This is a genomic window from Cohnella rhizoplanae, assembly GCF_948329515.1.
Lineage (GTDB): Bacteria > Bacillota > Bacilli > Paenibacillales > Paenibacillaceae > Cohnella > Cohnella rhizoplanae.
In genome coordinates this window covers 174782-198435 of sequence record NZ_CAOJCN010000001.1, presented here as the reverse complement: position 1 = coordinate 198435, position 23654 = coordinate 174782, and the positions used below count along the sequence as shown (strand labels likewise).

The following is a 23654-nucleotide window of genomic DNA, read 5'->3' as shown; positions in this document are numbered from 1 at the left end:
AGTTCCTCCAGTCTGAATGTACGAAAATTTAAAAATTAGATTAAGTATCGGTTACCCGCTGACCTTTACCATGGCAGGACGGATGACCTTGTCGCTCAGCCAATAGCCCGGCTGGACGACCTCGACGACGACGCCCTCTTCGTATTCCTCGGACTCCACCTGCATGATCGCCTGATGCAGCTCGGGATCGAACGGTTGGCCGACCGGTTCCATCGCCTTCAGCCCTTCGGCTTCGAGCACCTGCCAGAGCTGGCGGTTGATCATGTCGATGCCTTTGACGAACGAATCGCTCTCCGTCCCCTCGGACGAAGTCTCGAGCGCGCGGCCGAAGTTGTCGAGCACCGGCAGCAGATTCGTGACCAGCTTGACCGAAGCGTACTTCTGCAGGTCCGCTGTCTCTTTAAGCGTGCGGCGGCGATAGTTGTCGAAGTCTGCCTGCACGCGCAGCTGACGCTGGTAGGCTTCCTCGGCCTGGCGCTTCAACTCCTCGAAGCGGGCATCCTCCGCCGGCTCCGTCGATTCTCCGGCCTGGCCGGACTGCGCTTCGCTCGCTGCGTCCGCGTCCGCAGGCGCTTGCGCCGCGTCTTCGGCGTGTGGGTCCTGCTTCAAATCCTGATCCATTGCTCCGGCTCCTTCCTCGTTAAGTTCCGTCTGCCCTTATGGGCGTTATTTGTACAATCGGTTGTAAAGCCGGGTCAGATCCCCGGTTAAATAATCCAGCATTCCGATGACCTTGCCGTACTCCATGCGCGTCGGACCCAGAATGCCGATCGTGCCGAGCAATTGTCCGTCCGCGGAGATCGTCGCCGTCACTAGACTGCATTGGTTGATCGCCTCTACGCCGTTCTCGGTCCCTATCCGTACCTGTATCCCGTCGGACAACGACTGAAACAACCGCATCAGGCGCGGCGTCTCCTCGAGCACGTCCAAAATGCCCTTCACCTTGTCCACGTCCTTGAACTCCGGCTGCATGAGGATGTTGGTCGCGCCGCTCAAGAACACCTTGGGCTCGGCATCTTCCTTCAGGGTATCCTCGAGCAGGGACAAGATATGCTCGCAATGGTCGACGTAGCTCCGAAGCTCGTTGGCCACTTCAGTATACAGCACCGTCTTCACCTTATAAAAAGGCACGCCGGTCAGCTTGTCGTTAAGCAGCCCCGCGATCCTGCGCATATCGTCCATGCTCACGCCGTCCGGCAGGGAGATGGTCCGATGCTCCACGTGCCCCGTATTGGCGACGACGATGGCGACCGCCGTCGTGTCCGTCAGCGGCAGCAGCTGGAAGTGCTTCAGGCTCGTGTGGAACGAGTCCGGTCCGAGCACGATCGAAGTATAATTGGTCAGCTGCGACACGATGGTCGCGGCATGACTAACGGCGCCCTCCCAGTGGTTCATCTTCTCCGCGACCAGGCCTCGGAGGCGCTTCACGTCCTGCTCCTTCACGCCGCCCTGATGGATGAGATGATCCACGTAATAACGGTATCCCTTAATGGAAGGAATACGTCCGGCGGACGTATGCGGTTGCTCGAGCAGCCCGAGCTCCTCCAGATCGGCCATATCGTTGCGGATGGTGGCGGGGCTGAACGAGACGTCGCTGCGCTTGGAAATGCTGCGCGAGCCGACCGGCTCCGCCGAGCGAATATAGTCGTCCACAATGGCGCTGAGTATCATACGTTGACGTTCGCTTAGCATGAATCAGATTCCCCCTCCTCGCCGTCGTTAGCACTCAACACCAATGAGTGCTAATCACTATTACAAAAATACCAAACCGCGCCTGTCGTGTCAAGACGACAGAGGCGGTTCGGCATCGTTGCGGGACGTTCGCCCGGTATATTCATGCGGACTTATTTCAGCATCCGTACCACCGCGATCTCGTCGCAGTTGTTTCGTTTGCTGCAATGCACGCAGTCGGTCCATACTTTCTCTGGAAAAATCTCTTTGTCCACCACGACAAAGCCATTTTTCAAGAAGAACTTGACCTCGTAAGTCAGCGCCATGACCTTCGGAATGCCCATTCGGCCGGCTTCCTCGATTAACGCGTCGACGATCTTCGAACCGATGCCCATGCCTTTGTAGCCTTCGCTCATGCCAAGCGAACGAATCTCGACCAAATCGGAGCCGAGCCGGAACAGCGAGCCGCAGCCGATCAACAATCCGTTGTCTTCGACCACGACGAAGGAATCGATGTGGCGCAGCAGCGCATCTCTCGATCTAGGGAGCATGATTCCCTTTTCCGCGTATCCCTGAATCAGTTGGTATAAAGCCTCGACGTCTCCCGGCTTCGCCTTGCGGCTCACGATGGTCGTATTCACGGTCTCCCTGCTTTCCGTTCGCGCCGACGGCGCCCGTTAATAAGATGATGTGAATAAATATACAATAAAACGAATGAATTCTCAATAGAATATTCGCCGTAAGTCAGAATGCGGATTGACAAGGTTTTATTACCCATCCATAATAAGCCTCAATAAGTAGTATTCATAAATACTACTAGTTAGAGGAGCGGATTTTCCATGATCGAAAGGCTTAAACGGCTCGGTCTGTCCGAGCTCGAGGCCCGATGCTATCTGGCGCTTCACGAGGAAGCGTCGCTATCCGGGTACGAGGTGGCGCGGCGCGTCTCCGTCTCGCGGACGAACGTCTATGCGGCGCTGAGGTCGCTTGCGGACAAGGGCGTATGCCGAGCCGCCGAAGGAGATCCGGTGATGTACGGCGCCGTGCCCATCGGCCAAGTCGTGCGCATGCTTCGCTCCGAGTTCGACGAGAATGCCGACGTGCTCGTCAGCGAGCTCAAGCCGCAGGCGCCGGCCGCTTCCTTCTATAATTGGACCGGCGAAGCCAACATCCGTTCGTCGCTCCGCCGGATGATCGTGAACGCGGAGCGCTCCATCGTCGTGGACGTCTGGAGCGAGGACTTCGCGGAGCTGGAACCGCTGCTGCTGGACGCAGAAGCGCGGGGCGTGGTCGTCGTGGCGATCACGCTCGGCCAAGTCAGGTCGAAGCTCCGGCACGTACGCACGCACAAGCGGATGGAGATGTGGCAGTCCGGAGACGCTCGCGATTATTACGTGTTATGCGACTGGAAGGAAGGATTTATCGGCAGCTTCGGCGCAGCCGGCAACCCCGCAGCGCTCGAGACGAACCATCCCGCGGTGGCGCACGTGCTCAAGCAAGCGTTTCACCACGACGTCATGATGATGGATATCGAGCGCGACTTCGGCACCGAGCTCGACCAGGCTTATGGCGCCGACTACGAGAAGCTGCTCGAGCGTTATCGCCAAGATTACGGACTCGAATGAGGACATAGGGAGAGAAATCGCCACATGAAAATAGCGGCCGCACGTTCGCTGCCCGTCAACGCCACCATTTTTCCGATTCTGTTCATGATCAGTACGGTTCATTTGCTCAACGACTCGATGCAATCGACTGTTACCGCGCTGTTCCCGGTGCTCCGGGAATCGCAACATTTAAGCTACGGACAGATCGGCTTGATCGCTTTTATGATGAATATCACGGCTTCGTTCCTACAGCCGCTCATCGGCTGGTTCGCCGACAAAAAACCGCGTCCTTATATTCTGCCGTTCGGCGTATGCTTCACGCTGCTTGGCGTCGTCATGCTCGCGCTCGCGCCCAACTTCGGGACCGTCCTGGCGTCCGTAACGGCGATCGGCATCGGCTCGGCCGTTTTCCACCCCGAATCTTCGCGCGTCGCCTATCTGGCCGCCGGCAACAACCGCGGATTGGCGCAGTCGATCTTCCAGGTCGGCGGCAATATCGGCAGCTCGCTCGGTCCGGTCATGACCGCGCTCATCTTCATCCCGCTCGGACAGAAGGGCGTCCTGCTGTTCGTCGTCGCTGCCGTCGCCGGCATCGTCCTGCAGACGCTGGTCGCCCGCTGGTACGCCGCCGCGGGATCGGCACCCAGGCCTAAGAAAACCGCTGCTCCCGCTTCGGATGCAGGAGTCTCGGCCTTCAGGCTAAGCGCCGGCAAAGTACGCATGTCCGTCGGCATTCTCGTTTTGCTCGTCTTTTCCAAGCACGTATACCTGTCCAGCTTCACGAGCTTCTATTCGCTGTACCTGATCGACGACTTCGGCGTGGGCAAGCAGCAGGCGCAGTGGTACCTGTTCGCCTTCCTCGTCGCTTCCGCCGCCGGCACCTTCATCGGAGGGCCGCTGGCCGACCGGTTCGGCAGGCGCAACATTATATGGCTGTCCATACTGGGCACAGCGCCGTTTTCCATCGCCCTCCCATACGCCGACCCATTCTGGTCCGCAGTACTGTGCATCTGCGCCGGATTCGTGCTTTCCTCTGCGTTTTCGATCATCGTGGTCTACGCGCAAGAGTTGCTGCCCGGTAAAATCGGGCTCGTGTCCGGCCTATTCTTCGGCCTGGCCTTCGGCCTCGGCGGCCTCGGATCCGCCCTGCTCGGCGAGATCGCAGACCATACCAGCATATCCACGGTCATGCATATTTGTGCCTATCTGCCGCTGCTCGGCATCTTCACGCTGCTGCTTCCCAAGGACGCGGAGCTGCGCGGGCGGTGAGCTTCGGGCAAGGTAGCTGAGTGCCCCGGGCGCGGTTGGCGCCATCGCCTTCACTACGTGAGGCGATACGGCCCGCGGAGGCGCGGTTGGCGCCATCGCCTTCACTACGTGAGGCGATACGGCCCGCGGAGGCGCGGTTGGCGCCATCGCCTTCTCTACGAGAGGCGCTGCGGGCCGCGGGGGCGGCAGGTTGGCGCCACCTACTCGCTCCCTCGCAACAAAAGGGCCCTTGCGCGTTGCGCAAGGGCCCTCTTTGTATCCTATCGCGGTGCCGTCAACCGCTCAAGCTCGGCCAAATAGGCAAAAGCGTGCTCATCCCCCACCCCGCACATTTCGGCAGACGGCTGGAGTTGACCGCATATTGCGGGTCGCTCGGGACGACCGAATATCGAACAGCGGTTGTCCTTCGTGAGCTGGACGCAACGTACGCCCGCTGGCTTGCCATCCGGCATGCCGGGGATCGGCGAGGAGATCGAGACGACAATGCAGCATGCGCCGCATCCAGTTCTACACTCCATCTCGCATCCCCCTTAGCCAGACTTCGTTTTAGATTAGACAAACACTCCGCTTCGTGCGCCGCTTAGTCCAAAAACGCCCCGAACACCTCGTTGCCTAGCGGTACGCCCGCCTCGCTCAGCCTGTAGCCGTCGTCTTCGGACGTGCGCTCGAGCAGTCCCTGCGCCAGCAGCTTGTCCAGCACCGGACCGAACGCCCCCCTCAGGCTCGCGCCGCCGAATTGAAGCGCGAAGTCCGCATCCCGCACGCCGGCCCGCAGCCGCAGGCCTACCATCATAAAGTCTTCCATCGCTTCCTTGACCGGCACGGCATGACGCTCGAGGCGCGGCAGCCCGGCCATTGCGGCGTCTATATAGGGCTGCACACCCTTAATATTCAAATGCCGCTCGCCGAGCGCATACCCGTGAGCGCCGGCGCCGAGCCCATAGTAAGGCTCATTGTGCCAATAAGCTGAGTTGTGGCGGCTCTCGAAGCCGGGACGGGCGAAGTTGCTGATCTCGTAATGCCCGTATCCGGCCTCGGTCAACCGCCGGCGCAGATGCGCGAACATCTCGACCTCGACGTCCTCCTCCGGAAGAGGCAGCTCGCCGCGTTCGTACAGCCGGTGGAACAGCGTGTTCTCCTCTACCTTCAAGCTGTACAGGGAATAATGCGGCAAGTCGAGCTCGAGCGCCCGCTCCAGGCTGTCGGCCAGCTGCTGCAGCGTCTGCCGGGGCAAGCCGAACATCAGGTCGATGGACAGATTCGTGAATCCGGCCGCCTTGGCGTTCGCGATGCTGTTCACCACGTCGTCCGCCTCATGGATGCGGCCGATGGCCGCGAGCAGGGCGTTGTCGAACGTCTGCGCCCCGAAGCTGATCCGGTTGACGCCGCCCGCTCTCATCGCCGCGAGTTTGTCCGGATCGGTCGTGCCCGGGTTCGCCTCCATCGTGAACTCGGCACCGGCCGCGATCGGGAAATGCCGGTTTACCGCATCCAGGAATCTCTTCATCTGCGCAGGGTTCAGCACGGTTGGCGTACCGCCGCCGACGAACACCTTGCCGATCGTCTCCGGCGGCAGCGTCTTCACCGTATTCTCCATCTCCCGCTCCAGCGCGTCCAGGTAGGCATCGATCGGCTGGCCGGCGGCCACGTAGGAATTGAAATCGCAGTAGTAGCATTTGTTCGTGCAAAAAGGAATGTGTATATATAGCGCTCTAGGCGTCCACGCATGAATCGGCGGAACCGTCGCGGTTACGTTCATAAGTTAATCTCCTCTCGGGTGACGGCGCGGCATGTTCATAGGAAGCAAAAGCTCCCCGGGACCTAGTCCTCCGGAGAGCCTGCTGCTATCGTTCGACTGTCAGATGTTCGATGGCGCGGAAGAACGCGTCGGTAACGGTTGAAGCTCTTCCGTCCGCCTTCCATTAGTCGTCCAGCTTCAGCACCGCCATGAACGCTTCCTGCGGCACCTCAACGTTGCCCACTTGCTTCATGCGCTTCTTGCCTTCCTTTTGCTTCTCGAGCAGCTTGCGCTTACGCGAGATGTCGCCGCCGTAGCACTTGGCCAGGACGTTCTTGCGCATGGCCTTGATCGTCTCGCGGGAGACGATCTTCTGTCCGACGGCCGCCTGGATCGGCACCTCGAACATCTGGCGCGGGATCAGGTCCTTCAGCTTCTCGCAAATGACGCGTCCGCGCTGATAGGCGCGGTCCCGGTGAACGATGAACGACAAGGCGTCCACCTGCTCGGCATTCAATAGAATATCCATTTTGACCAGGTTGGACTGACGATAGCCCGTGAGCTCGTAGTCGAACGAAGCATATCCCTTGGTGCCGGACTTCAATTGGTCGAAAAAGTCGTACACGATCTCGGCGAGCGGGATATCGTACTTAAGCGTGACGCGGTTCGCATCGAGATATTGCATGTCGATGAACTCGCCGCGCTTGCCCTGGCACAGCTCCATGATGGCGCCCACATAATCCTTCGGCACGATGATCGATGCCTTGACGTACGGCTCTTCGACGTAATCGAGCTTGCCCGCTTCCGGATACTCCGAGGGGTTCGAGATGTCCATCTGCGTACCGTTGGTCAGCGTGACCTTGTACACAACGCTCGGCGCCGTCGTGATGAGCGGAATGTTGAACTCGCGCTCGATTCGCTCCTGGATGATCTCCATATGCAGCATGCCGAGGAAGCCGCAGCGGAAGCCGAAGCCGAGCGCCTGCGAGGTCTCCGGCTCGAAGCGCAGCGAGGCGTCGTTCAGCTCAAGCTTCTCGAGCGCGTCCCGCAGGTCGTTGTAGTCCGACGACTCGATCGGGTACAGACCGCAGAATACCATCGGATTGATGCCGCGATACCCGGGGAGCGCCTCGGCGGTCGGCCGCTTCGCGTTCGTGATCGTATCGCCCACGCGCGTGTCCTTGACGTTCTTGATTGACGCCGTCACGAAGCCGACGTCGCCGGGTCCCAGCTCGTCGATGATCGTCGCGCGCGGCATGAACGTGCCGACCTCGATAACGTCGAACGTCGCGCCCGTCGCCATGAACTTGATCGGCGTGCCCGCGCGGAGCTTGCCGTCGATGACGCGGATGTAACAAATGACGCCTTTGTATGCATCGTAGTAGGAGTCGAAAATGAGCGCCTTGAGCGGCGCTTCCGGATCGCCCTGCGGCGCCGGTACCTTATGCACGACCTGCTCAAGGATCTCCTTAATGCCGATGCCGTTCTTCGCGGAGGCTAGCACGGCTTCGCTCGCGTCGAGACCGATGACGTCCTCGACCTCTTGCTTGACCCGCTCCGGCTCGGCGCTTGGCAGATCGATCTTGTTGATAACCGGCAGAATCTCCAGGTTGTTGTCCAGCGCGAGGTATACGTTCGCCAGCGTCTGCGCCTCGATCCCCTGGGCCGCGTCTACGATAAGCAGCGCGCCCTCGCAGGCCGCAAGACTCCGGGATACCTCATAGGTAAAGTCGACATGTCCCGGCGTATCGATCAGATTCAGCGTATAGATCTCGCCGTCGTCGGCCTTATACTTAAGCCGTACGGCCTGCAGCTTGATCGTGATGCCCCGCTCCCGCTCGAGGTCCATCGAGTCGAGCACCTGGTCCTGCATCTCGCGCGCGGTCAGCGTGCCCGTATATTCCAGAATGCGGTCGGCCAGCGTCGACTTGCCGTGGTCGATATGCGCAATGATGCAAAAATTGCGAATATGGCTTTGCTTGTGTTGGATGTCTGCCATCTTCTTTGTCCTTACCTCCACCGATACATGCCGTAGTCCGGCTATCCCATCTATTATATCAGCAGGGTCAAGGAGCGGCAATCGCCCAGCTGCGCGCCTCGACGCTTAAGACGTCTGCTGGCCCATCATGAACTCGAGATGAGGTCCACGGATACGTCCATGCCGGCGCCGATTATGGGGAAAAACCCTTTATGAAGCCTCGTATGCCGATTTGATATCGCGATATACAGCGGTACCTTCTACGGAATCCGGATCTTCTTCCAGCTTTTTCAGACTTTCTTGATGAGATTTGAGTTCAGAAGAATATTCGCTCCGACTCTTTTCCAGATCCTGTTCCCTTCGCAGCATGCTTTGAATGCGGGGATCGCCGGGATCCAGGCCTTTTAATTGATCCAGCTTGCCGTTGATCGCGCCAATCAGATAGGCGAGGTGCGCCAATTTCTTAATCGTCTCGTCGATCTTGTTCTTGTAGGCGTCCGCCGCTTGCGTTTACGCTCCCGTTTTGAGCCTGGCTGCGCATTCGCATGCAGTTGACGCAGCGATGCGTCCTTGACGCTATCCGAGAGACCGGCGGCGTTCAGAATCCGTCGGGTGTCCGCCTCCCAGTTCCCTACCGCTGCGCCGAATTTAGCCGGATCGCCACCGGCCGCGATCGGCGGACGCGTCGAACTCACGGCCTGCAACGCGCCGGATAGAGCCTCAATGTCCCGGTAACCCATCGACTCCAATGTATCGGCGGGTCCGCCGTTCTTCAGGTTAGAGGCCACCTCCCCGGGATGCGCAAGCGCAATCCGTTTCGCCTCCTCCGCCAAGCCCGTCAAATGGCTGCGAAATGCCTCGCGGTCGAATTCCGGCGGGCCCTCCGCCATCCGGTATCCTGCCAAATGGCGGTTAATTCCGTTGAAAAAGGCGTCGAAGCTGTCGGCCAACCGATCCGCGGCTTCGCCCGTTACCTCGCCGTATACCTCATCCAAGAGCTTCAATGACGTCTCCTGTGCGCCGTCCCCGCGGCTTAATATTTCTTCCCGGATTTTCGCGTAAGCCTCCGCATAAGAGGGAATATACGCGGCCGGGCTGGAATCGGGGTTCAGCGCTCTGCGGAATCGCTCAAGGAATTCGGACTTGGCGCTCCCGCCGGGCGAGATCGTCAACGGCGATAAGAAATCCGTTCGGTTGCTCATTTTCAAAGCCGACTGGATCATCGACTTGGGTACCGTAGTCAGCCCCGCCGGAAAAAACGAACCCTGAATTTTCACAACCAAATTCCTCCAAATATTATTTGATTGCCTTTTATCGGCAGGAGAATTATGGAAGATTAGAGATTGGCGAATACATATGAAAAAAAGCCGCTATGCGCAGCTTTTTCGGTTTACTTACCATGATGAGCCATTGCAAAACGCCTAACGGCCCTACGCGATCAAAACATTGCTCAGCCTGCCCAGCTTCTCGATCTCGATTTCTACGACATCTCCCGGCTTCAAATAATTCTGCCGCTCCTCCGGGTAACCCATCACTACGCCTTCCGGCGTCCCCGTCAGAATGACGTCGCCGGGCTGCAGCGTCATGTGCCGACTGACGTAGCTGACGATCGTCTTGCAATCGAAGATCATGTCGCTCGTGTTGGAATTTTGCCGCCGCTCACCGTTTACGTAGCTCCGGATCTCCAGACGGTTCGGATCGCCGACTTCGTCCGCGGTGACCAGCCAGGGACCGAGCGGGCAGAAGCCGTCGAGGCTCTTGCCGAGCATCCACTGGGATGTGCGCAGCTGCAGATCCCGGGCCGACAGATCGTTGGCTGCGCAATAGCCGTAAATGTAATCCAGCGCGTCGTCCTCTTTTACATCGAAGGCGGCTTTGCCGATAACGATGGCCAGCTCCGCCTCGTAATCCATTTTGGCGGTTACGCCGGGAACGCGGATGCAGTCTCCATGAGCGGCGAGGCTGTTCGAGAATTTATTGAATAAAATCGGATAAGCCGGCACCGCCGCCCCGGTCTCCTCCGCATGCTTCTTGTAATTTAAGCCGACGCAAATGATCTTTCCCGGCTTCGCGACCGAGGGCGCAAACGTCGTATCTTCCATATTCAATGCGCACGCTTGTATAGACGACTCGTCGCGTAACGCTTCCTCGACCAGTCCGGCCAGCGCCGACAGCGCCGTCTCCCCTTCGCCGATGAGCTCGTCCGTCGACCGGGCGGACCATGCCGCTCCCGAACTCGAAGCCATGCGTTCGACATCCAGCAGCCGCCCTTCCGCCAGGACGGCCAGCCTCCGGCCGCCGTCGGCGCCGTAATAATTCGCCAGCTTCATTTATCGTTCCCTCTCTCAAATAAGGATAAAATTATGGCCGAAGCAATATCTTCGCGATCGAACCGGGGCCGCCGATCAGCGTCTCGAAGCTTTCGGTCCCCTGGTCCAGGGCACGCTGCGCCGTCCAGGGCATCAGGTCGATCTTGCCGTCGGCGATCCACCGCAGCGCCTGCTCGAAGTCCTGCGCCGCGTAGGCGAAGGCCCCGAGCAGCTTGAGTTCCTCGCGGATGATCGTATTGACGGGCAGCGCGCTGTCCGCTTCATGCAATCCCGTGAGGCCGATCCGCGCGCCTCTGCGGACCGATGCTACGCAGCGCTGCCGCGTTGCCTGCAGGCCGACGGCGTCCACCGCGGCCTCGAAGCCTTCTGGCGGCTTCAGGCGCTCGATCTCGGCGTCGCCATGGGCCGGGATGCCGCCGAGCTCCGCGGCGATGCGCAGCCGGTCGGCATTCAGATCGGCCACGACCACTTCGCGGAGACCGAGCAGCCGCGCGGCCGCGACCGCGAACAAGCCGATCGGTCCCGCGCCCATTACCAGCAGCCGGTCTGCCGGCTGCAGCGCGATCAGCCGGCACAGGTGGACGGCGCATGCCAGCGGCTCCGCCATCGCGGCCAGGTCGAAAGTCAGCCCGTCCGGAATCGGGTATACGTTGGTCTCGGCCACGACCGCATATTCGGCGAACGCGCCCGGCAAATGCGCGCCGAGCAGCATGCGGTCCGGGCACAGCTGAGCCTCGCCGCTCAGACAGTCCCTGCATCGGCCGCAAGTCTGCAGCGGATTGACCGCCACCCGGTCTCCAAGCTTGAATCGCGACTCGCCGTTCCCTGTCCTCGCGATCGTGCCCGCGAATTCATGACCCATCACGAGCGGCGGCTTGCGCAGCGAATTGTGGCCGAGGTAGCCGCTCAGCTCGGAGCCGCAGATGCCGACCCGCTCGATCTTCACCAGCACTTCGCCCGCCGCCGGCTCCGGTACCGGCACCGTCCTCATATTCATGAGCCTAGGTCCCTCATAGACCAGCGCCCGCATCGTCTGCGTCATGCGTTATCCTCCTATCGGATCCTGTAGCGATTCAATACCTGTTCGTCGATCTCGATGCCGAGACCGGGACGATCGGTCGGCACGGTCACGTAGCCGTCCTTGAACTCGATCTCCAGGCTCACCAGATCGCGGGCGAGCGGCGAGTTCGATACGGTGTATTCGATCATGAAGCCGTTCGGGATCGCCGCCGCGAAGTGCGTGCTGGCCGCGACGAGAATGCCGGTCTTGAAGGCATGGGGAACGACCTTCTTGTGGCGGTCGTATGCCAGGTACGCGATTCGCTTGCCCTCGGTCAAGCCGCCGACGCGTGCCAGGTCGGGCTGGATGATGTCGAGGTGTCCCTCGTCGAGCAGCCGCTGGAAGGCCATCCGGCCGCTCTCCTGCTCCCCGCCCGCGATCGAGATGCGGCTGCGGTCCGCCAGCGCGCGATATCCGGCGATATCGTTCGAGTGAACGGGCTCCTCCAGCCAGTAGACGCCGTACCGCTCGTATACCTCCGTCATGCGAAGCGCGCCCTTCAGATCCCAGGCGAGTCCGGCATCGATCATGACGTCGATGTCGTCGCCGACGGCCGCGCGGATCGCCTTGATCTGCGCTTCGTCGAACTTGGCGTCCCGGCCGATCGGCCCCCAGCCGAACTTCATCGCCTTGTAGCCGAGCTTGGCGTATCGCTCCGCCATGGCTGCCGCTTCTTCGATCGTCTCCGGCATCAGGGCGCTGGCGTAGGCCTTCAGCCTGCGGTTGAACACGCCGCCCATCATCTCGCAGACCGGACGGTTCATCGTCTTGCCCAGAATGTCCCACAGCGCGATGTCGACGCCGCTGATCGCATGCAGCGCCGGGCCCGTACGGCCGAAGTAGATCGTGCCGCGGTACATCTTGTCCCACAGCCGCTCGATCTCGATCGGATTCTCCCCGATGAGCAGACTTCGCAGACCCGTCGCGATCGAGTGCGAGGCAGGCGCCTCCACGACGGCCTTCGCGACGAGCGGCGACGAATCGACCTCGCCGACGCCGACGATGCCCTCGTCCGTATGAATGCGGATGACGAGCGTATCCTGCGTGCCGTCGCACTGCTCGGCGTCCAAGTCGGGTATGCTCAGATAAATCGCTTCGACCTCGGTGATCTTCACTTTTCCCCAGCTCCTTTTCCAGTCGCTAACTTCCCAGCAGGTCCTCCCGCAAAGGGGTGAACGCTTCCAGCACCAGCGAATCTTCAAGCGCTTCGACGGAATGGGATACGCCGCCCGGCACGCATACTTGCTCCCCAGCCGAGGCGATAATCTCGGCGCCGTTCAGCCGCATCCTGATTTTTCCGGACACGACATAGCCCAGCTGCTCATGCGGATGCGCGTGCTCCGGGCCCGCTCCGCCCTTTTTGAATTCGATCGCCATGCTCATCAGCCGCTCTCCCGGGGGAAATACTTTACGGCGGATCAGCGGATTGATCTGCTGCCATTCATCGATCGGCATCGCGAACCCACCTCTCTAAAACGTAATCGACAATCCTCCGTCAACGGGCACGATCGCGCCCTGTACGTAGGAAGCCGCGTCGGAAGCCAGGAAAGCAATGACGGCCGCCGCTTCCTCGGATTGCCCGGGCCTTGCCAGCGGAATCTTGCGTTCCCGCACGTAGTACTGCTTGAACCATTCGGTCTCCAGCTCGTTCTCGCCGCCGACGACGGATAGGCCTGTGTCGATAAAGCCCGGCGCCACGCCGTTCACCCGAATGCCGTAGGGCGACAGTTCCGCCGCCGTGCATCTTGTCAACTGGTCGAGCGCGCCCTTGGCCGAGTTGTAATGGCTGGAACGGTTCAGAGCGCGGACGCCGTTGATGGATGAAACATTCACGATCGCGCCGCTGCCCTGCTCCTTCATCGCGAGCGCGGCTTCGCGCGTGCACCAATAGGCGCCGTTCACGATCGTATCGAACACGGCGCGCCAGCGGTCCGTCGTCTCCTGCAGGAAGTCGCTCTCGTAAAACATCGCGGCATTATTGATTAATATGTCGATGCGCCCGGCATGCGTCCTGACGCTGCCGATCAATCGCCGAACGGCATCCTCGTCGCTGATATCTGCCTGAACGAACAGCGGCTTGCCGCCGATCGCCGAGAGTTCCGCCAGCGCGGCAGTTCCCCGTCGTTCGTCGCGTCCCGCGATGACGACCGTGGCGCCCTCCGAAGCCAGGAGCTTGGCGGTGGAGAGCCCGATGCCCGACGCGCCCCCCGTGACGATCGCCGTCTTCCCTATGAATCGCCTCATTTGCGAATCGCCTCCCTCCGGACGTTATCCATGCCTTCGATCAGGGCAGCAATGAACTTACGATGTTGCGCGGATAGGCCTTGGCCCGGACGAAGCCCTCTGCGTAGCGGACCCCGCACTGAATGCCGCGGAACCGCGAGACAACCTCGATCATCTCCATCGTGTTGGATCCGTACTGGTCCTGTAGCCAATCGCCGACTTGGCTCTCGTGCTGCGCCACCATGCGTTTTTTCGTATCGATAAAATCCGTGACGTCCACGTATTCGTCGGGCTGGAAGCCGATGCCGGCCATGCTGTCGACGAAATAAACGATCGGAATCTTCTTTAGCACGGGACTCGCTGTCACGATATTCGGCACCGTCGTCATGATGGCCACGTCGTTGGCGATCCGGCCGGTCACCGTATGGTCCGGGTTGTATAGATCGTCCGGCCAGTGCGTCAGCACGACCTCGGCCCCGCTCGCGCGCATCGCTTCGATGAACGACAGGCGCGTGGCCTCGTTATCGAACAGAAATTCGTCCGGATATCCCATCCAGATCAGGTCCGCTCCGATCAGGTCCGCGGCGGACTTCGCTTCCTGCCGGCGAATCTCGGCGATCTCCGCCTTCGGCAATGTCGGTGAGCCGACTTCGCCGTTGGTCGAGATCGCGATCGTCACCTTGTCCCCGCGCGCCGCGTACTTCGCCAACGTGCCGCCGCACAGAATCTCGGCGTCGTCCGGATGCGCGCATATGGCCAAAATGTTCATTTCCTTACCTCCCTTAGCGATGAGCTTAGGCGGTTAGCCTTGGCAATGAGCCCATCATAACTTTGCATTTGGTATATTGTCAACAATCAATCATCGACAATTGATCGTTGAATTTATCCCGACGGTGGTCTATACTGGGGGCATTCGCTTGCAGGACGTTCGAATTAAACCATGCTGGGAGCCTGAGATATGAAGCCCTACCAATTCAAAAGCCAGGAAAACCTGTCGCTGCGCCAGCGCGTCTTCGCGGACATCCGCGATGCGATCGTACGCGGCCATCTGAAGCCGGGCGACAAGCTGCGGGAGCTCGACATCTCCAAGCAGATGAACGTCAGCCGAGGTCCGCTGCGCGAGGCGCTGCGGGATCTGGAAGCGCTCGGCCTTGTCGTGAGCTCTCCCTACCGGGAGACGGCGGTCGCCGACGTGCGCAAGGAGGAGGTCGTCGGTCTGCTCATCCCGGTGCGTCTGCAGCTGGAGCTGTTCGTGCTGAAGCAAAGCCGGGATAAGCGGGACGAGGCGTTCTTCGAGACCTTGGAGGCGATCGTGGGGGAAATGAAGCGGGCCGCGTCCGAGGACGACTTATTCGCGCTGGCTGAAGCCGATATCCGGTTCCACGAACAGGTGCTGTCGCTCGACGAGTCGTCCTATACGCAGCAGATCTGGCTTGGCATCGTAAATCGGCTGCGCCTGCACTTCATTAAGAATACCGGCGCGTTCGGCGATCTGGGACGGGTGCCCGCGGAGCATGCCGCGCTGCTGGCGGCCTTGCGGAACGAGAGCGACGAAGGGATCGAAGCGTTGTGGACCCGGCATATCCGGGACGAGGACTGCCTGCTCTGCTTCGACGAGAAGGACGAATAAGGAGAGGATACGGTTGTCCGATACGTTGGAAGCGAGTCTTAGGCAGGCGAACGAACCCTATGTCAAGCTGACCGGCGAGGACGGCGGTTCCCTGCTGCTCCTCGCGCGGGGCGGACGGCTGCTCGATATGTCCGTCCCGGGGGCATATGAAGGCACGTCGTTCTGGAGACACCCGACGGCGCTGGACGCCGGCGAATGGAATACGGGCGGCGACCGCACCTGGATCAGCCCCGAGCTCGATTTCTTCGTAGACGGCGCCGGCGACTATGCGGTCCCGCCGCAGCTCGATCCGGGACATTGGACGCTGATCGGACGTTCAGAGCGCGAAGCCTCGGTGCGGATGGCCTGCGAGCTGCGCCACCGCGCTGCGGCCGCGACGATCCGGCTGGAGCTGGAAAAGCGATTCGCGACGCTGCCGAACCCGCTTCGCATGAATGCCTCCTTGTCCGCGCGCGACTGGACCGGCGTCCACTATATCGGCTGCAAGGTCCGCACGGCGCTTCGTTTGGAGCCCTTGGCGGCGGACAGTTGCGGGGAGGTCGATGAGAGCAGGGCGGCTTATGGGAGTGGAGCGCCCGATGAGAGCGAGGCGCCCGATGAGAGCGAGGCGGCCGATGGGAGTATGGCAAGCAATGAGTGCGGCGCGGCCGTTAGGAGCATGGCGAGCAATGAGCGAGACGCAAACGATGGGATCAAGGCAACCAATGAGTGCGGAGCAACCGGTCCGTCCGGCTACTGCAGCCTGTGGAGCATCATGCAGGTGCCCGCCGGCGGCGTCGCGCTGGTGCCTACACGAGGTCGCGTGCCTCCGCTGACGATGTTCGCCCAGCGGGAGCCGGCCGACATTGTAGCGACGGACTATGGCATTCGCATCCCTTGCGGCGGCGACTACAGCTACAAGCTGTCGTTCGACGCCGTCGCCTCAACCGGGCGCTACGGCTATATCCGCCGTCTCGACGCATCCGACAGCAGTCTTCTGGTGCGGCAGTTCAGCGTAAACCCCGCCGGCATCTACCCCGATTATCCGCCGGACCGGCCCGATTATCTTGGCTCCTGCATGCAGATTTACAACGACGGCGGCCAGCTCGGCGGCTTTGCCGAGCTTGAATATCAATCGCCCGCCCTGAGGATCGACAAGCCCGGGCGGGCGACGGATGAGTCGCAAGTATATCACTTTACGGGACCGATGGAGAAAATAAGGGAAATCGCCACGCTGCTGCTCGGGATGGACGACGTCTCGCCGTCTGGGCTTTAGTTAGAAATAGAGCCATAAACAGCTTTCATCGCCTTCACTACGAGAGGGTTTCGCGATCTTGGTCGCGCTGCGCTGTCATCGCCTTCACTACGAGAGGGGATGCGCGTATTTGGACGCGCGGCGAAGTCATCACCTTCACTACAACAGACGATATGCGCACTTGGCCGTGCGGCGCTGTCATCGCCTTCACTACAACAGACGATATGCGCACTTGGCCGTGCGGCGCTGTCATCGCCTTCATTACGAGAGGCGATGCGCGTACTTGGCCTCGTGGCGCTGTCATCGCCTTCACTACGAGAGGCGATGCGCATGTTTGGACGTTCGGCGCTGTCATCGCCTTCATTACGAGAGGGAACCGCGTACTTGGTCTCGCGGCTAAGTCATCGCCTTCACTACGAGAGGCGATGCGCGAGCAAGAGTTTATGGTCATAGAAAAATCGCTCCTCCGAGGAGAAGCGGTTTTTGCATAACGCTATTCGAGATCCTCCCGCTCGATCTTCAGCCCCTCCACATGCCGTTTGGCCATGAGGCTGCGCTTCTTGCGGTTGTCGACCGTATCGAAGACGATGTCCATATCGTAATCTTCCGGGTACAGGTGCTTGCTCTCGATCTGCAACTTCACCCGCTTGTGGTTGATCAGCTGCTTGGCGCCGCGGATTTGCACGATCAGGTTGCCGCGCTCGTCCGCGAGCCGGTAGATGACTCCCCGCTGTCCGAGCGACGGAATCCAGACGACGTCGCCAACGCCAAGTTCGGGCTGCACAGCGGCCGGCTCCTGTCGTTCGCCGTTGGCTCCAGCCGCAAGCTCCTTACGCTCGCGCCCGGCTTCGCCTGCACCGGGTCCTTTCCCTTTGCGGGCCGCAGTCACCTCTCCCGCTGCATTGCTTGCCCCCGCTTCGATCCGCTCCGCCGGCAAAATCCCCTTCACGGCTTCGCGCAGCGAGTGCCCGCTTCCGCTGCTACGCTCCACGCCTTCGCGCAGCGCCTCTCCGCTTCCGCCGCTCCGCTCCACGCCTTCGCGCAGCGCCTCTCCGCTTCCGCCGCTCCTCTCCACGCCATCGCGCAGCGCCTCTCCGCTCCCGCTGCTTCTTTCCACGCCTTCGCGCTGCGCCTCTCCGCACCCGCTGCTACTTTCCACGCCTTCGCGCTGCGCCTCCGCGCTCACGCCTCGGCCCGCTCCGCCCTTCAGTCCCCGGGCGATCTCCTTGGCCCGGGCGATGATCTCCTCGCCGATGCCGAACTTGCGCGCGATGACGAACGCATAGCTGTCGCCCGCCTCGCCCATGTCTAGCCGGTACAGCGGCTGCAACGTATCCTCGTCGAAGGCCATGCGGGCGTTGCGGAAGCCCGGCGCCAATCTCGCGTATTCCTTGATCTCGTTGAAGTGCGTCGTGGCGAGCACCGCCGCCCCGCGGCGGTAGAGCTCCTCGAGCACGGCGATCGACAGCCCGACGCCCTCCCCGGGATCCGTCCCTGTCGCCAGCTCGTCGAGCAGCACGAGCGTCGAGCGGTCCGCGACGGCCAGGATGTCGGTGACGTTGCGGATATGCGAGGAAAAGGTGCTGAGCGACCGGTCCAGGCTCTGGCCGTCGCCGATATCGGCCTCGATCGCACGGAACACGCCGACCCGGCTGCCCGCTGCCGCCGGTATGAGCAGGCCGGTCTGGGCCATCAGGGTGAGCAGGCCGACCGTCTTGAGCGCGACCGTCTTGCCGCCTGTATTCGGCCCGGTAATGAGCAGCGACCGGTAGCCGGCATCCATGGCAATATCCAGCGGCACCGGCTTCGCGCTCAGGAACGGGTGGCGAGCCTTGCGCAGCTCGAACGTGCCGTCGTCCGTAAGTTCGGGCGGCAGCGCGCCGATCGCGAGCGCCCACTTGGCCTTCGCCAGCAGGAAGTCGTAGTGCGCCACCGATTCCGCGTTCACCGACAGCTGCGGCAGCGCGAGCTCCGCTTCGCCGGTCAGCCGCGCCAGCACCTGAAGCTCCTCGCGCTGCTCCTCGGCGCGGAGCGCGGACAGCTCCATCTGCAGGCCCGCCGTCTCCGACGGCTCCACGAACACCGTCTGCCCGCTCGCGGATTCGTCGAGCACCGTTCCGGACACTTTGCGCCGATGCTCTTTTTTGACCGACAACACGTACCGCCCGCCCCTCGTGCTCACGATGCGGTCCTGAAGGTGCTCGGCGTGCTTGGATAGCAGTCCGTCGAGCCGCTTCTGCAGCTTCTCCTCCGCTTGCCGCAGCTTACGCCGGATGCGTCCGAGCTCCTGGCTGGCACCGTCCAGGATGCGTCCGCGGTCGATGCAGCCCTCGATCTCGGCGAGCAGTCCGTCCAGCTCGTGCATGGACGACGCATAAGCGGCGACCGTCGGCGCCGCGGCTGCCTTGGAGGCCATGAACCTGCGCAGTTGACCGCAGCTGCGCACGAATTGCGCCAGCATGCCGAACTGCTGCTCGCTCGGGACATAGCCCGTGCCCAGCAAGGCGAACAGGTCTTCCATGCCCTCCATGGACGGGAGAGGGACATGCATCCCTTTGTCGATCATCGTGCGGGTCTCCTCGGTCTCCGCGAGGCGCGCGGCGATGACGCGGGCGTCGTGCAGGGGGGCCAATCGCTCTGCGAGGCGACGGCCCATATAAGTGGAGGTGCGGGATACGACGGCTTCGATCGCGCGCGCGTATTCTAATTTATCGAGGGAACTGGATCTCATGGTTAGGGGATGCTCCTTTGTTATGAAGGGTGGGGACTTGCGAACACGGCGAAAAATGCGCAAAAAAAACCGTGCCTGATGGGCACGGTTCGCATTCCCGCTCCTCGCCGCAGCGATGGACGGAATGTCGGACAGTTCCTCCCTGGCAATCAGAGCCGCAGAACGCGCGCAACAAAACAAAAAGACCGAGTCGCTCGATCCCTTGCGGGCGCTTGTTCTAACGGGCTATCCAATTGATCAGTTCAGAACCGTCGCAGACATCAAGGTGTTCCCCTTTTTGATAAACAAAGTTGAGATCACTTTATCATAACTACATCTCGTTCACAAGCAGTTTTTCCAGCCGGGCCCGATCCTTGACCTGAATCATCTTCTGCTGAATCTGGATCAGATCCTCGTCCTGCATGTCCTGGAGCACCTTGGACACCGTCTCCCGGACGGCGCCGACCATGTCTGCGAGCTGCTGATGCGTGAGCTTGATCGGGATACGGACGGGCGCGGACGGATCCGAAGCGCCGCCGTATTCCTCGCACCAGGAGGTCAGGCGCTTGATGATGCGCGAGCGGACGCTGAGAAAGGTCAGATCGTAAATCTGTTGGTTGGCCTTACGTAGCCGGTTCATCGTATCTTCGACGAGGTAGTGCAGCAGGTTGCGGTCATTCTCGAAAAGCAGCTGGAAATGCGAACGCCGCAGCGAGAGCAGCCGGGTCTGCGAAGCGGTCTCCGCCGTGGCAGAGCGAACGAGCCCAGGCTTGATGAGCGCCATCTCGCCGAAGTAATCCCCTTCGTGGAAAAAGGCGAGTACGACCTTTTTGGACTTGTTAATCGTGTGGATGCTGACCGAGCCGGAGAGGATGAAGTAGATCTCGTCGCCTTCGCTGCCCTCGAGGAAGATCATCGAGCCTTTGCGGTACACCTTCTCCTGCACGTACGGAAGAACGCGGTCGAACAATGCGGGATCGATGCCCTTGAAAAACGGAATCGACCTCAGCTTGGTGGCGGTGATCGGCATATTAGCCCCCTTGCGCGTGTGTGCAGCTGCGCCGAGCGTCCCCCTCAGACGACAGCCTCCACCATAAAGCTTGGATGCTCCATCAAGTTGAACTTCGTGCCGAACTGGTTCAGGCGGACGATCGGCCTGGCCAGATGTCCTTTGTTCAGTTCGACGACCGTCGCTTGAAGCCCGCCGGTGAGCCTGAGCTCGGTGCCGACCGGATAAGGGACGAATGCTTTCAGGAAGCCGCGGACGACGGCATAGCTGTATGAAGTATCTATTTTCGACATGACGTACTCAATTCCTCCACAAGGCAGCTTGTCCGCGAGCATATCGTTCATAAAATAGTCGAAATCGCTGCAAAGGCCGCAGATCTGCGCCTCCTCCGACAGCTCCGCGCCCCTGGTCCCGAGCGGGAAGCCTCTGCCGTCGAGCTGCTCGTGATGCTGCATGACGATGCGAAGCGCAGCCTGCGATACGCCGGACGACTGCCGGAGCAGCTCGTATCCGACCTGCGGATGGTTGATGACCATCGTGCCGTCATGCGGCCTGAACAATCCGATATCGTGCAGCAGGCTGCCTACGGCCACGCTCTGAATCCGCTGTCTCGTATAGCCGAGCGCCTTGGCCGTCAGCATCGAGAGAAAGCACACATTGACGCTGTGCGCGATCAGGTTGCCTTCTCCGCGTAGCAGGTCCTCGTAGTGATACAGCAGGTCGCGCTCTTCCATCACGATACCGGACATTTGCTCGGCCCACTCCAGCACCGGCTCGACGGGGACCGTCCCGCCGCGTAGCACGGTATCCATGACGAGCGCCAGCAGATCCTTCATCTGCTCTCGCAGATTTTGCTTCAGCGCGCGGGGATCGGCGCCGTAAGCTTCGGTCGTTTCGATGAATAGATAGCGAAGGTTGCGCTTCTTCAGCCCCTCGATCAGACGCCGATCCAGAACGACGCCCTGCCTTAAAATCAAACGTCCCTCAGACGTGTAAATGCTTCGTCCCAGCGTGTCGCCTTCCGCCAGCTGGTCTGCACGTACTAACCGCACAGTCTCTCACTCCCGATCCTTGTTGTTTCTCTATTGTGATTCGATATTACTATTAGAACCGAGTGCGGTTCTGTAACTCAGATCACATAAAAAGGTAAAAAGTCACGGTCGTAAATCGGCGGAATATAGAACTTAGGAACCGGATAGCTTGTCGAAGAGGGAGACCACGGCCCTTACTCCGCTCTGCGACAACTGCTGAAGCGTCGAGGCCGTCTTGTCCGCCAGGCTATCGACAAGCGGCTGGCCGTCCGGCCGCGGGATCGCATACGGGTCTTCGTCCCATGTCCCCGCTTCCCCTCGCGCCGCATGCGGCGCCGAGCTGTTCGCGGCGTCATTGCCGCGCTCTGACGCGCTTGCGGCTCCCGTCACGTCAGCTTCGCCGTCGTAGGCGATGCCCTGCGGCTCCTCCGCGTAGTATCGGCTTCGCTGCTCGGCGCGGCTGTCGGCCGCGCTCCCGCCACTCTGCTTCGCGCCATCGGTGCCTACCGGACCGTACACGGTGCGGATGCCGTCGTCCGCCATTTCCATGCCGAACAACACGGCCAGTCCTACCAGCGCCGCGAGGAGCGCGAATTTCCCCATCGATCGTCCCATGATCCGTTTCCTCCTCTTATTGGCCCGACGCGGACTACTTCGTTTATTCGCCCAACGCGGACTACTTCGCGCCAGCCCCGACGGGCTCGGCATCCTGGCTCTGCCAGTATAGATCCGCGATCGTCCTGGCGAGCACGTCAGCCGTGCGATAGCACTCTTCGAGCGTATTGTCTACGCCGCCGATCTCGATGAGCACGCTGTCCGGCGCCAGCGACTGATTATACTCCCCGTTGCCGGTCGCAGCCGTCTTGCCCCAGATGCCGCGCGACAGTCCAGGATACGCCGACTCCAGTTTTTCGTGGACCGAATTGGCGAACTTCTCGTTTTGCTTCCAGTTCGGGTTGCGCTGGCCGATGATGAAGAATACCTGGGCATAGTCCTTGCCGCCGATCGTGACGGTCGACTCCTTGCGCCGGAGCGAATCCCGGTGTATATCGAAGAAAAAGGTCAGGTCCTTATGGCTAGCGATCGCCTGGGCGACGGTCTGTTTGGAATATTTGTAGGATTGGTTCCAATCGTAGTCTTTAACCGTGCCCGCATAATCCTTGTTCGAATGCACCGCGCCGATTCCCCGCTTCTCGAGCTGCTCCGCCAGCCGCTTGCCGACCAGCGTCACGTTGACCTTGCCGGAGTTCGGGTCCTTAATTCCGTCAGGCAGTTCGGGATAATAGGATTCCCGGTTGTGAGAATGATAGATAAACACGACCTTGCGCCCGTCCGTCGTCTTCGTCTCCCCGGACGGCTCGTCTCCCGCGCCTGGCGCCGGCGAGGGATCTGCCGCGCCCTGCTGCGGAGCGGGCGTGACCTCGGGTGCCGGTTTATCCGCGCCGCCTTGCGGCTGGAGATCGTCCGGCTCTCCGCCGTGCTCTCCCGGGTCCCCGTCCGCCGCATCCTTGCCGTCTTCCCCGCCCGCCGGCGGACTGTAATCCTCCGGCGCGGTGTCCGAGCCGCCCGAGCCCGTACGGAACAGGATCGGCTCGTCTCCGCCCGCGCCCGGCATCTCGGCGGTCAGCAGGCTCTTGGGGTCCCCCGGATTGACGTCCGTCAGGAACCGCAGCAGGAACGCCGCGATCCGCTCTCCGTCCATCCGATCTCCCCCGTCGCGCTCCGCCATCTGCGGCAGCTCGAGCCCGAGCATGGAGGCGAAAAAAGTGTCGGACACGGAGGCGGCGAAGCCCTTCATCGATTGCGCGGGCGAAGCCGCGAGCTTGATCTGCAGAATGCCGCCGATCCCGAGGAGCACGAACATGACCATCGAGCAAAAGCTGAGCAGCAAGAAAGCCCGACCCGATGCCAGAAACCTCCGGAACTGCCTGTGCCAGACCGGTAAATACTGCGAAAAAACCGTACGGATCATCCCGCACCTCCGTTTCCCCTGTCGGGGATTCTCGTAGACTTGCTAGACTTGCGATTCTTCCGTCTTGCATAGCGATATTGAAGTCTATGAGAGATTAAGAGATGCTAGAACGGCGCATTCGCGGAAAATCGAAGGGTAGAGGCGCGGATTGGAATGACGTTGCGGTGGCGAGAGAGCTGCGCCGAGGCGTGCGGG

The 23654-nt window shown here is 61.0% G+C and carries 23 protein-coding genes; 4 read left to right on the top strand and 19 right to left on the bottom strand.

Annotated elements, in window-relative coordinates; translation table 11 throughout:
- Window positions 1-51: 51 nt before the first annotated feature.
- The 3 genes from grpE to PQG80_RS00865 all read right to left on the bottom strand — a co-directional run bounded on the left by grpE (window position 52) and on the right by PQG80_RS00865 (window position 2312).
- Window positions 52-621: a nucleotide exchange factor GrpE gene (gene grpE / locus PQG80_RS00875; RefSeq protein WP_271749230.1), complete on the bottom strand. Its 570-nt coding sequence runs from the start codon at window positions 619-621 to the stop codon at window positions 52-54.
- Window positions 622-666: 45 nt separating this feature from the next.
- Window positions 667-1692 carry a heat-inducible transcriptional repressor HrcA gene (gene hrcA / locus PQG80_RS00870; RefSeq protein WP_271749229.1) on the bottom strand — a complete coding sequence of 342 codons (1026 nt, stop codon included), beginning with the start codon at window positions 1690-1692 and terminating at the stop codon, window positions 667-669.
- A 152-nt stretch (window positions 1693-1844) separates the two neighbouring features.
- Complete coding sequence (locus tag PQG80_RS00865) at window positions 1845-2312, bottom strand: N-acetyltransferase (protein WP_271749228.1); 468 nt, start codon at window positions 2310-2312, stop codon at window positions 1845-1847.
- A 198-nt stretch (window positions 2313-2510) separates the two neighbouring features.
- On the opposite strand from PQG80_RS00865, the gene PQG80_RS00860 reads away from it, so the two are divergent.
- Window positions 2511-3296, top strand: coding sequence for a TrmB family transcriptional regulator (locus PQG80_RS00860; RefSeq protein WP_271749227.1), 786 nt, complete (start codon window positions 2511-2513; stop codon window positions 3294-3296).
- Between the two features lie 24 nt (window positions 3297-3320).
- Window positions 3321-4544 carry an MFS transporter gene (locus PQG80_RS00855; protein ID WP_271749226.1) on the top strand — a complete coding sequence of 408 codons (1224 nt, stop codon included), beginning with the start codon at window positions 3321-3323 and terminating at the stop codon, window positions 4542-4544.
- Window positions 4545-4804: 260 nt separating this feature from the next.
- Here PQG80_RS00855 and PQG80_RS00850 read toward each other — a convergent pair whose 3' ends face one another.
- The 11 genes from PQG80_RS00850 to PQG80_RS00800 all read right to left on the bottom strand — a co-directional run bounded on the left by PQG80_RS00850 (window position 4805) and on the right by PQG80_RS00800 (window position 14642).
- Complete coding sequence (locus PQG80_RS00850; RefSeq protein ID WP_271749225.1) at window positions 4805-5062, bottom strand: YkgJ family cysteine cluster protein; 258 nt, start codon at window positions 5060-5062, stop codon at window positions 4805-4807.
- A gap of 62 nt (window positions 5063-5124) precedes the next feature.
- The gene (hemW, locus tag PQG80_RS00845; protein ID WP_271749224.1) at window positions 5125-6303 is read right to left on the bottom strand and encodes a radical SAM family heme chaperone HemW; all 1179 of its coding nucleotides are present in this window, start codon (window positions 6301-6303) and stop codon (window positions 5125-5127) included.
- A gap of 163 nt (window positions 6304-6466) precedes the next feature.
- On the bottom strand, window positions 6467-8281 hold the full coding sequence (lepA, locus tag PQG80_RS00840) for a translation elongation factor 4 (protein WP_271749223.1): 1815 nt from the start codon (window positions 8279-8281) through the stop codon (window positions 6467-6469).
- Between the two features lie 189 nt (window positions 8282-8470).
- Window positions 8471-8719: a hypothetical protein gene (locus tag PQG80_RS00835; RefSeq protein WP_271749222.1), complete on the bottom strand. Its 249-nt coding sequence runs from the start codon at window positions 8717-8719 to the stop codon at window positions 8471-8473.
- Complete coding sequence (locus PQG80_RS00830) at window positions 8698-9537, bottom strand: hypothetical protein (protein WP_271749221.1); 840 nt, start codon at window positions 9535-9537, stop codon at window positions 8698-8700. The genes PQG80_RS00835 and PQG80_RS00830 overlap by 22 nt, the downstream gene beginning before the upstream one ends.
- Before the next feature lie 153 nt (window positions 9538-9690).
- Window positions 9691-10590: a fumarylacetoacetate hydrolase family protein gene (locus PQG80_RS00825; protein WP_271749220.1), complete on the bottom strand. Its 900-nt coding sequence runs from the start codon at window positions 10588-10590 to the stop codon at window positions 9691-9693.
- Window positions 10591-10621: 31 nt separating this feature from the next.
- Window positions 10622-11632: a zinc-dependent alcohol dehydrogenase gene (locus tag PQG80_RS00820; RefSeq protein WP_271749219.1), complete on the bottom strand. Its 1011-nt coding sequence runs from the start codon at window positions 11630-11632 to the stop codon at window positions 10622-10624.
- A gap of 11 nt (window positions 11633-11643) precedes the next feature.
- Complete coding sequence (locus PQG80_RS00815) at window positions 11644-12765, bottom strand: mandelate racemase/muconate lactonizing enzyme family protein (RefSeq protein ID WP_271749218.1); 1122 nt, start codon at window positions 12763-12765, stop codon at window positions 11644-11646.
- 25 nt (window positions 12766-12790) lie between these two features.
- The gene (locus PQG80_RS00810) at window positions 12791-13105 is read right to left on the bottom strand and encodes a cupin domain-containing protein (RefSeq protein ID WP_271749217.1); all 315 of its coding nucleotides are present in this window, start codon (window positions 13103-13105) and stop codon (window positions 12791-12793) included.
- Window positions 13106-13120: 15 nt separating this feature from the next.
- Window positions 13121-13894: an SDR family NAD(P)-dependent oxidoreductase gene (locus PQG80_RS00805; protein WP_271749216.1), complete on the bottom strand. Its 774-nt coding sequence runs from the start codon at window positions 13892-13894 to the stop codon at window positions 13121-13123.
- A 40-nt stretch (window positions 13895-13934) separates the two neighbouring features.
- Window positions 13935-14642 (bottom strand): PIG-L deacetylase family protein, encoded by a 708-nt coding sequence (locus PQG80_RS00800; RefSeq protein ID WP_271749215.1) that lies wholly within the window; start codon window positions 14640-14642, stop codon window positions 13935-13937.
- 189 nt (window positions 14643-14831) lie between these two features.
- Between PQG80_RS00800 and PQG80_RS00795 the strand changes: the two genes are divergently transcribed.
- Together PQG80_RS00795 and PQG80_RS00790 are read left to right on the top strand one after the other, a co-directional pair.
- Window positions 14832-15503 carry a GntR family transcriptional regulator gene (locus PQG80_RS00795; protein WP_271749214.1) on the top strand — a complete coding sequence of 224 codons (672 nt, stop codon included), beginning with the start codon at window positions 14832-14834 and terminating at the stop codon, window positions 15501-15503.
- A 13-nt stretch (window positions 15504-15516) separates the two neighbouring features.
- Complete coding sequence (locus tag PQG80_RS00790) at window positions 15517-16758, top strand: DUF6786 family protein (protein ID WP_271749213.1); 1242 nt, start codon at window positions 15517-15519, stop codon at window positions 16756-16758.
- A gap of 472 nt (window positions 16759-17230) precedes the next feature.
- Here PQG80_RS00790 and PQG80_RS00785 read toward each other — a convergent pair whose 3' ends face one another.
- From PQG80_RS00785 to spoIIP, 5 genes are all read right to left on the bottom strand, one after another.
- A complete protein-coding gene (locus tag PQG80_RS00785; protein ID WP_271749212.1) occupies window positions 17231-19468 on the bottom strand; it encodes an endonuclease MutS2 in 2238 nt (745 codons plus the stop codon).
- A 310-nt stretch (window positions 19469-19778) separates the two neighbouring features.
- Complete coding sequence (locus PQG80_RS00780) at window positions 19779-20477, bottom strand: Crp/Fnr family transcriptional regulator (RefSeq protein ID WP_271749211.1); 699 nt, start codon at window positions 20475-20477, stop codon at window positions 19779-19781.
- A gap of 44 nt (window positions 20478-20521) precedes the next feature.
- Window positions 20522-21508 (bottom strand): HD-GYP domain-containing protein, encoded by a 987-nt coding sequence (locus PQG80_RS00775; protein WP_271749210.1) that lies wholly within the window; start codon window positions 21506-21508, stop codon window positions 20522-20524.
- A gap of 132 nt (window positions 21509-21640) precedes the next feature.
- Window positions 21641-22102, bottom strand: a complete 462-nt coding sequence (locus tag PQG80_RS00770) for a hypothetical protein (protein WP_271749209.1) — start codon at window positions 22100-22102, stop codon at window positions 21641-21643.
- A gap of 61 nt (window positions 22103-22163) precedes the next feature.
- Window positions 22164-23459 carry a stage II sporulation protein P gene (gene spoIIP / locus PQG80_RS00765; protein ID WP_271749208.1) on the bottom strand — a complete coding sequence of 432 codons (1296 nt, stop codon included), beginning with the start codon at window positions 23457-23459 and terminating at the stop codon, window positions 22164-22166.
- Window positions 23460-23654 lie beyond the last annotated feature (195 nt).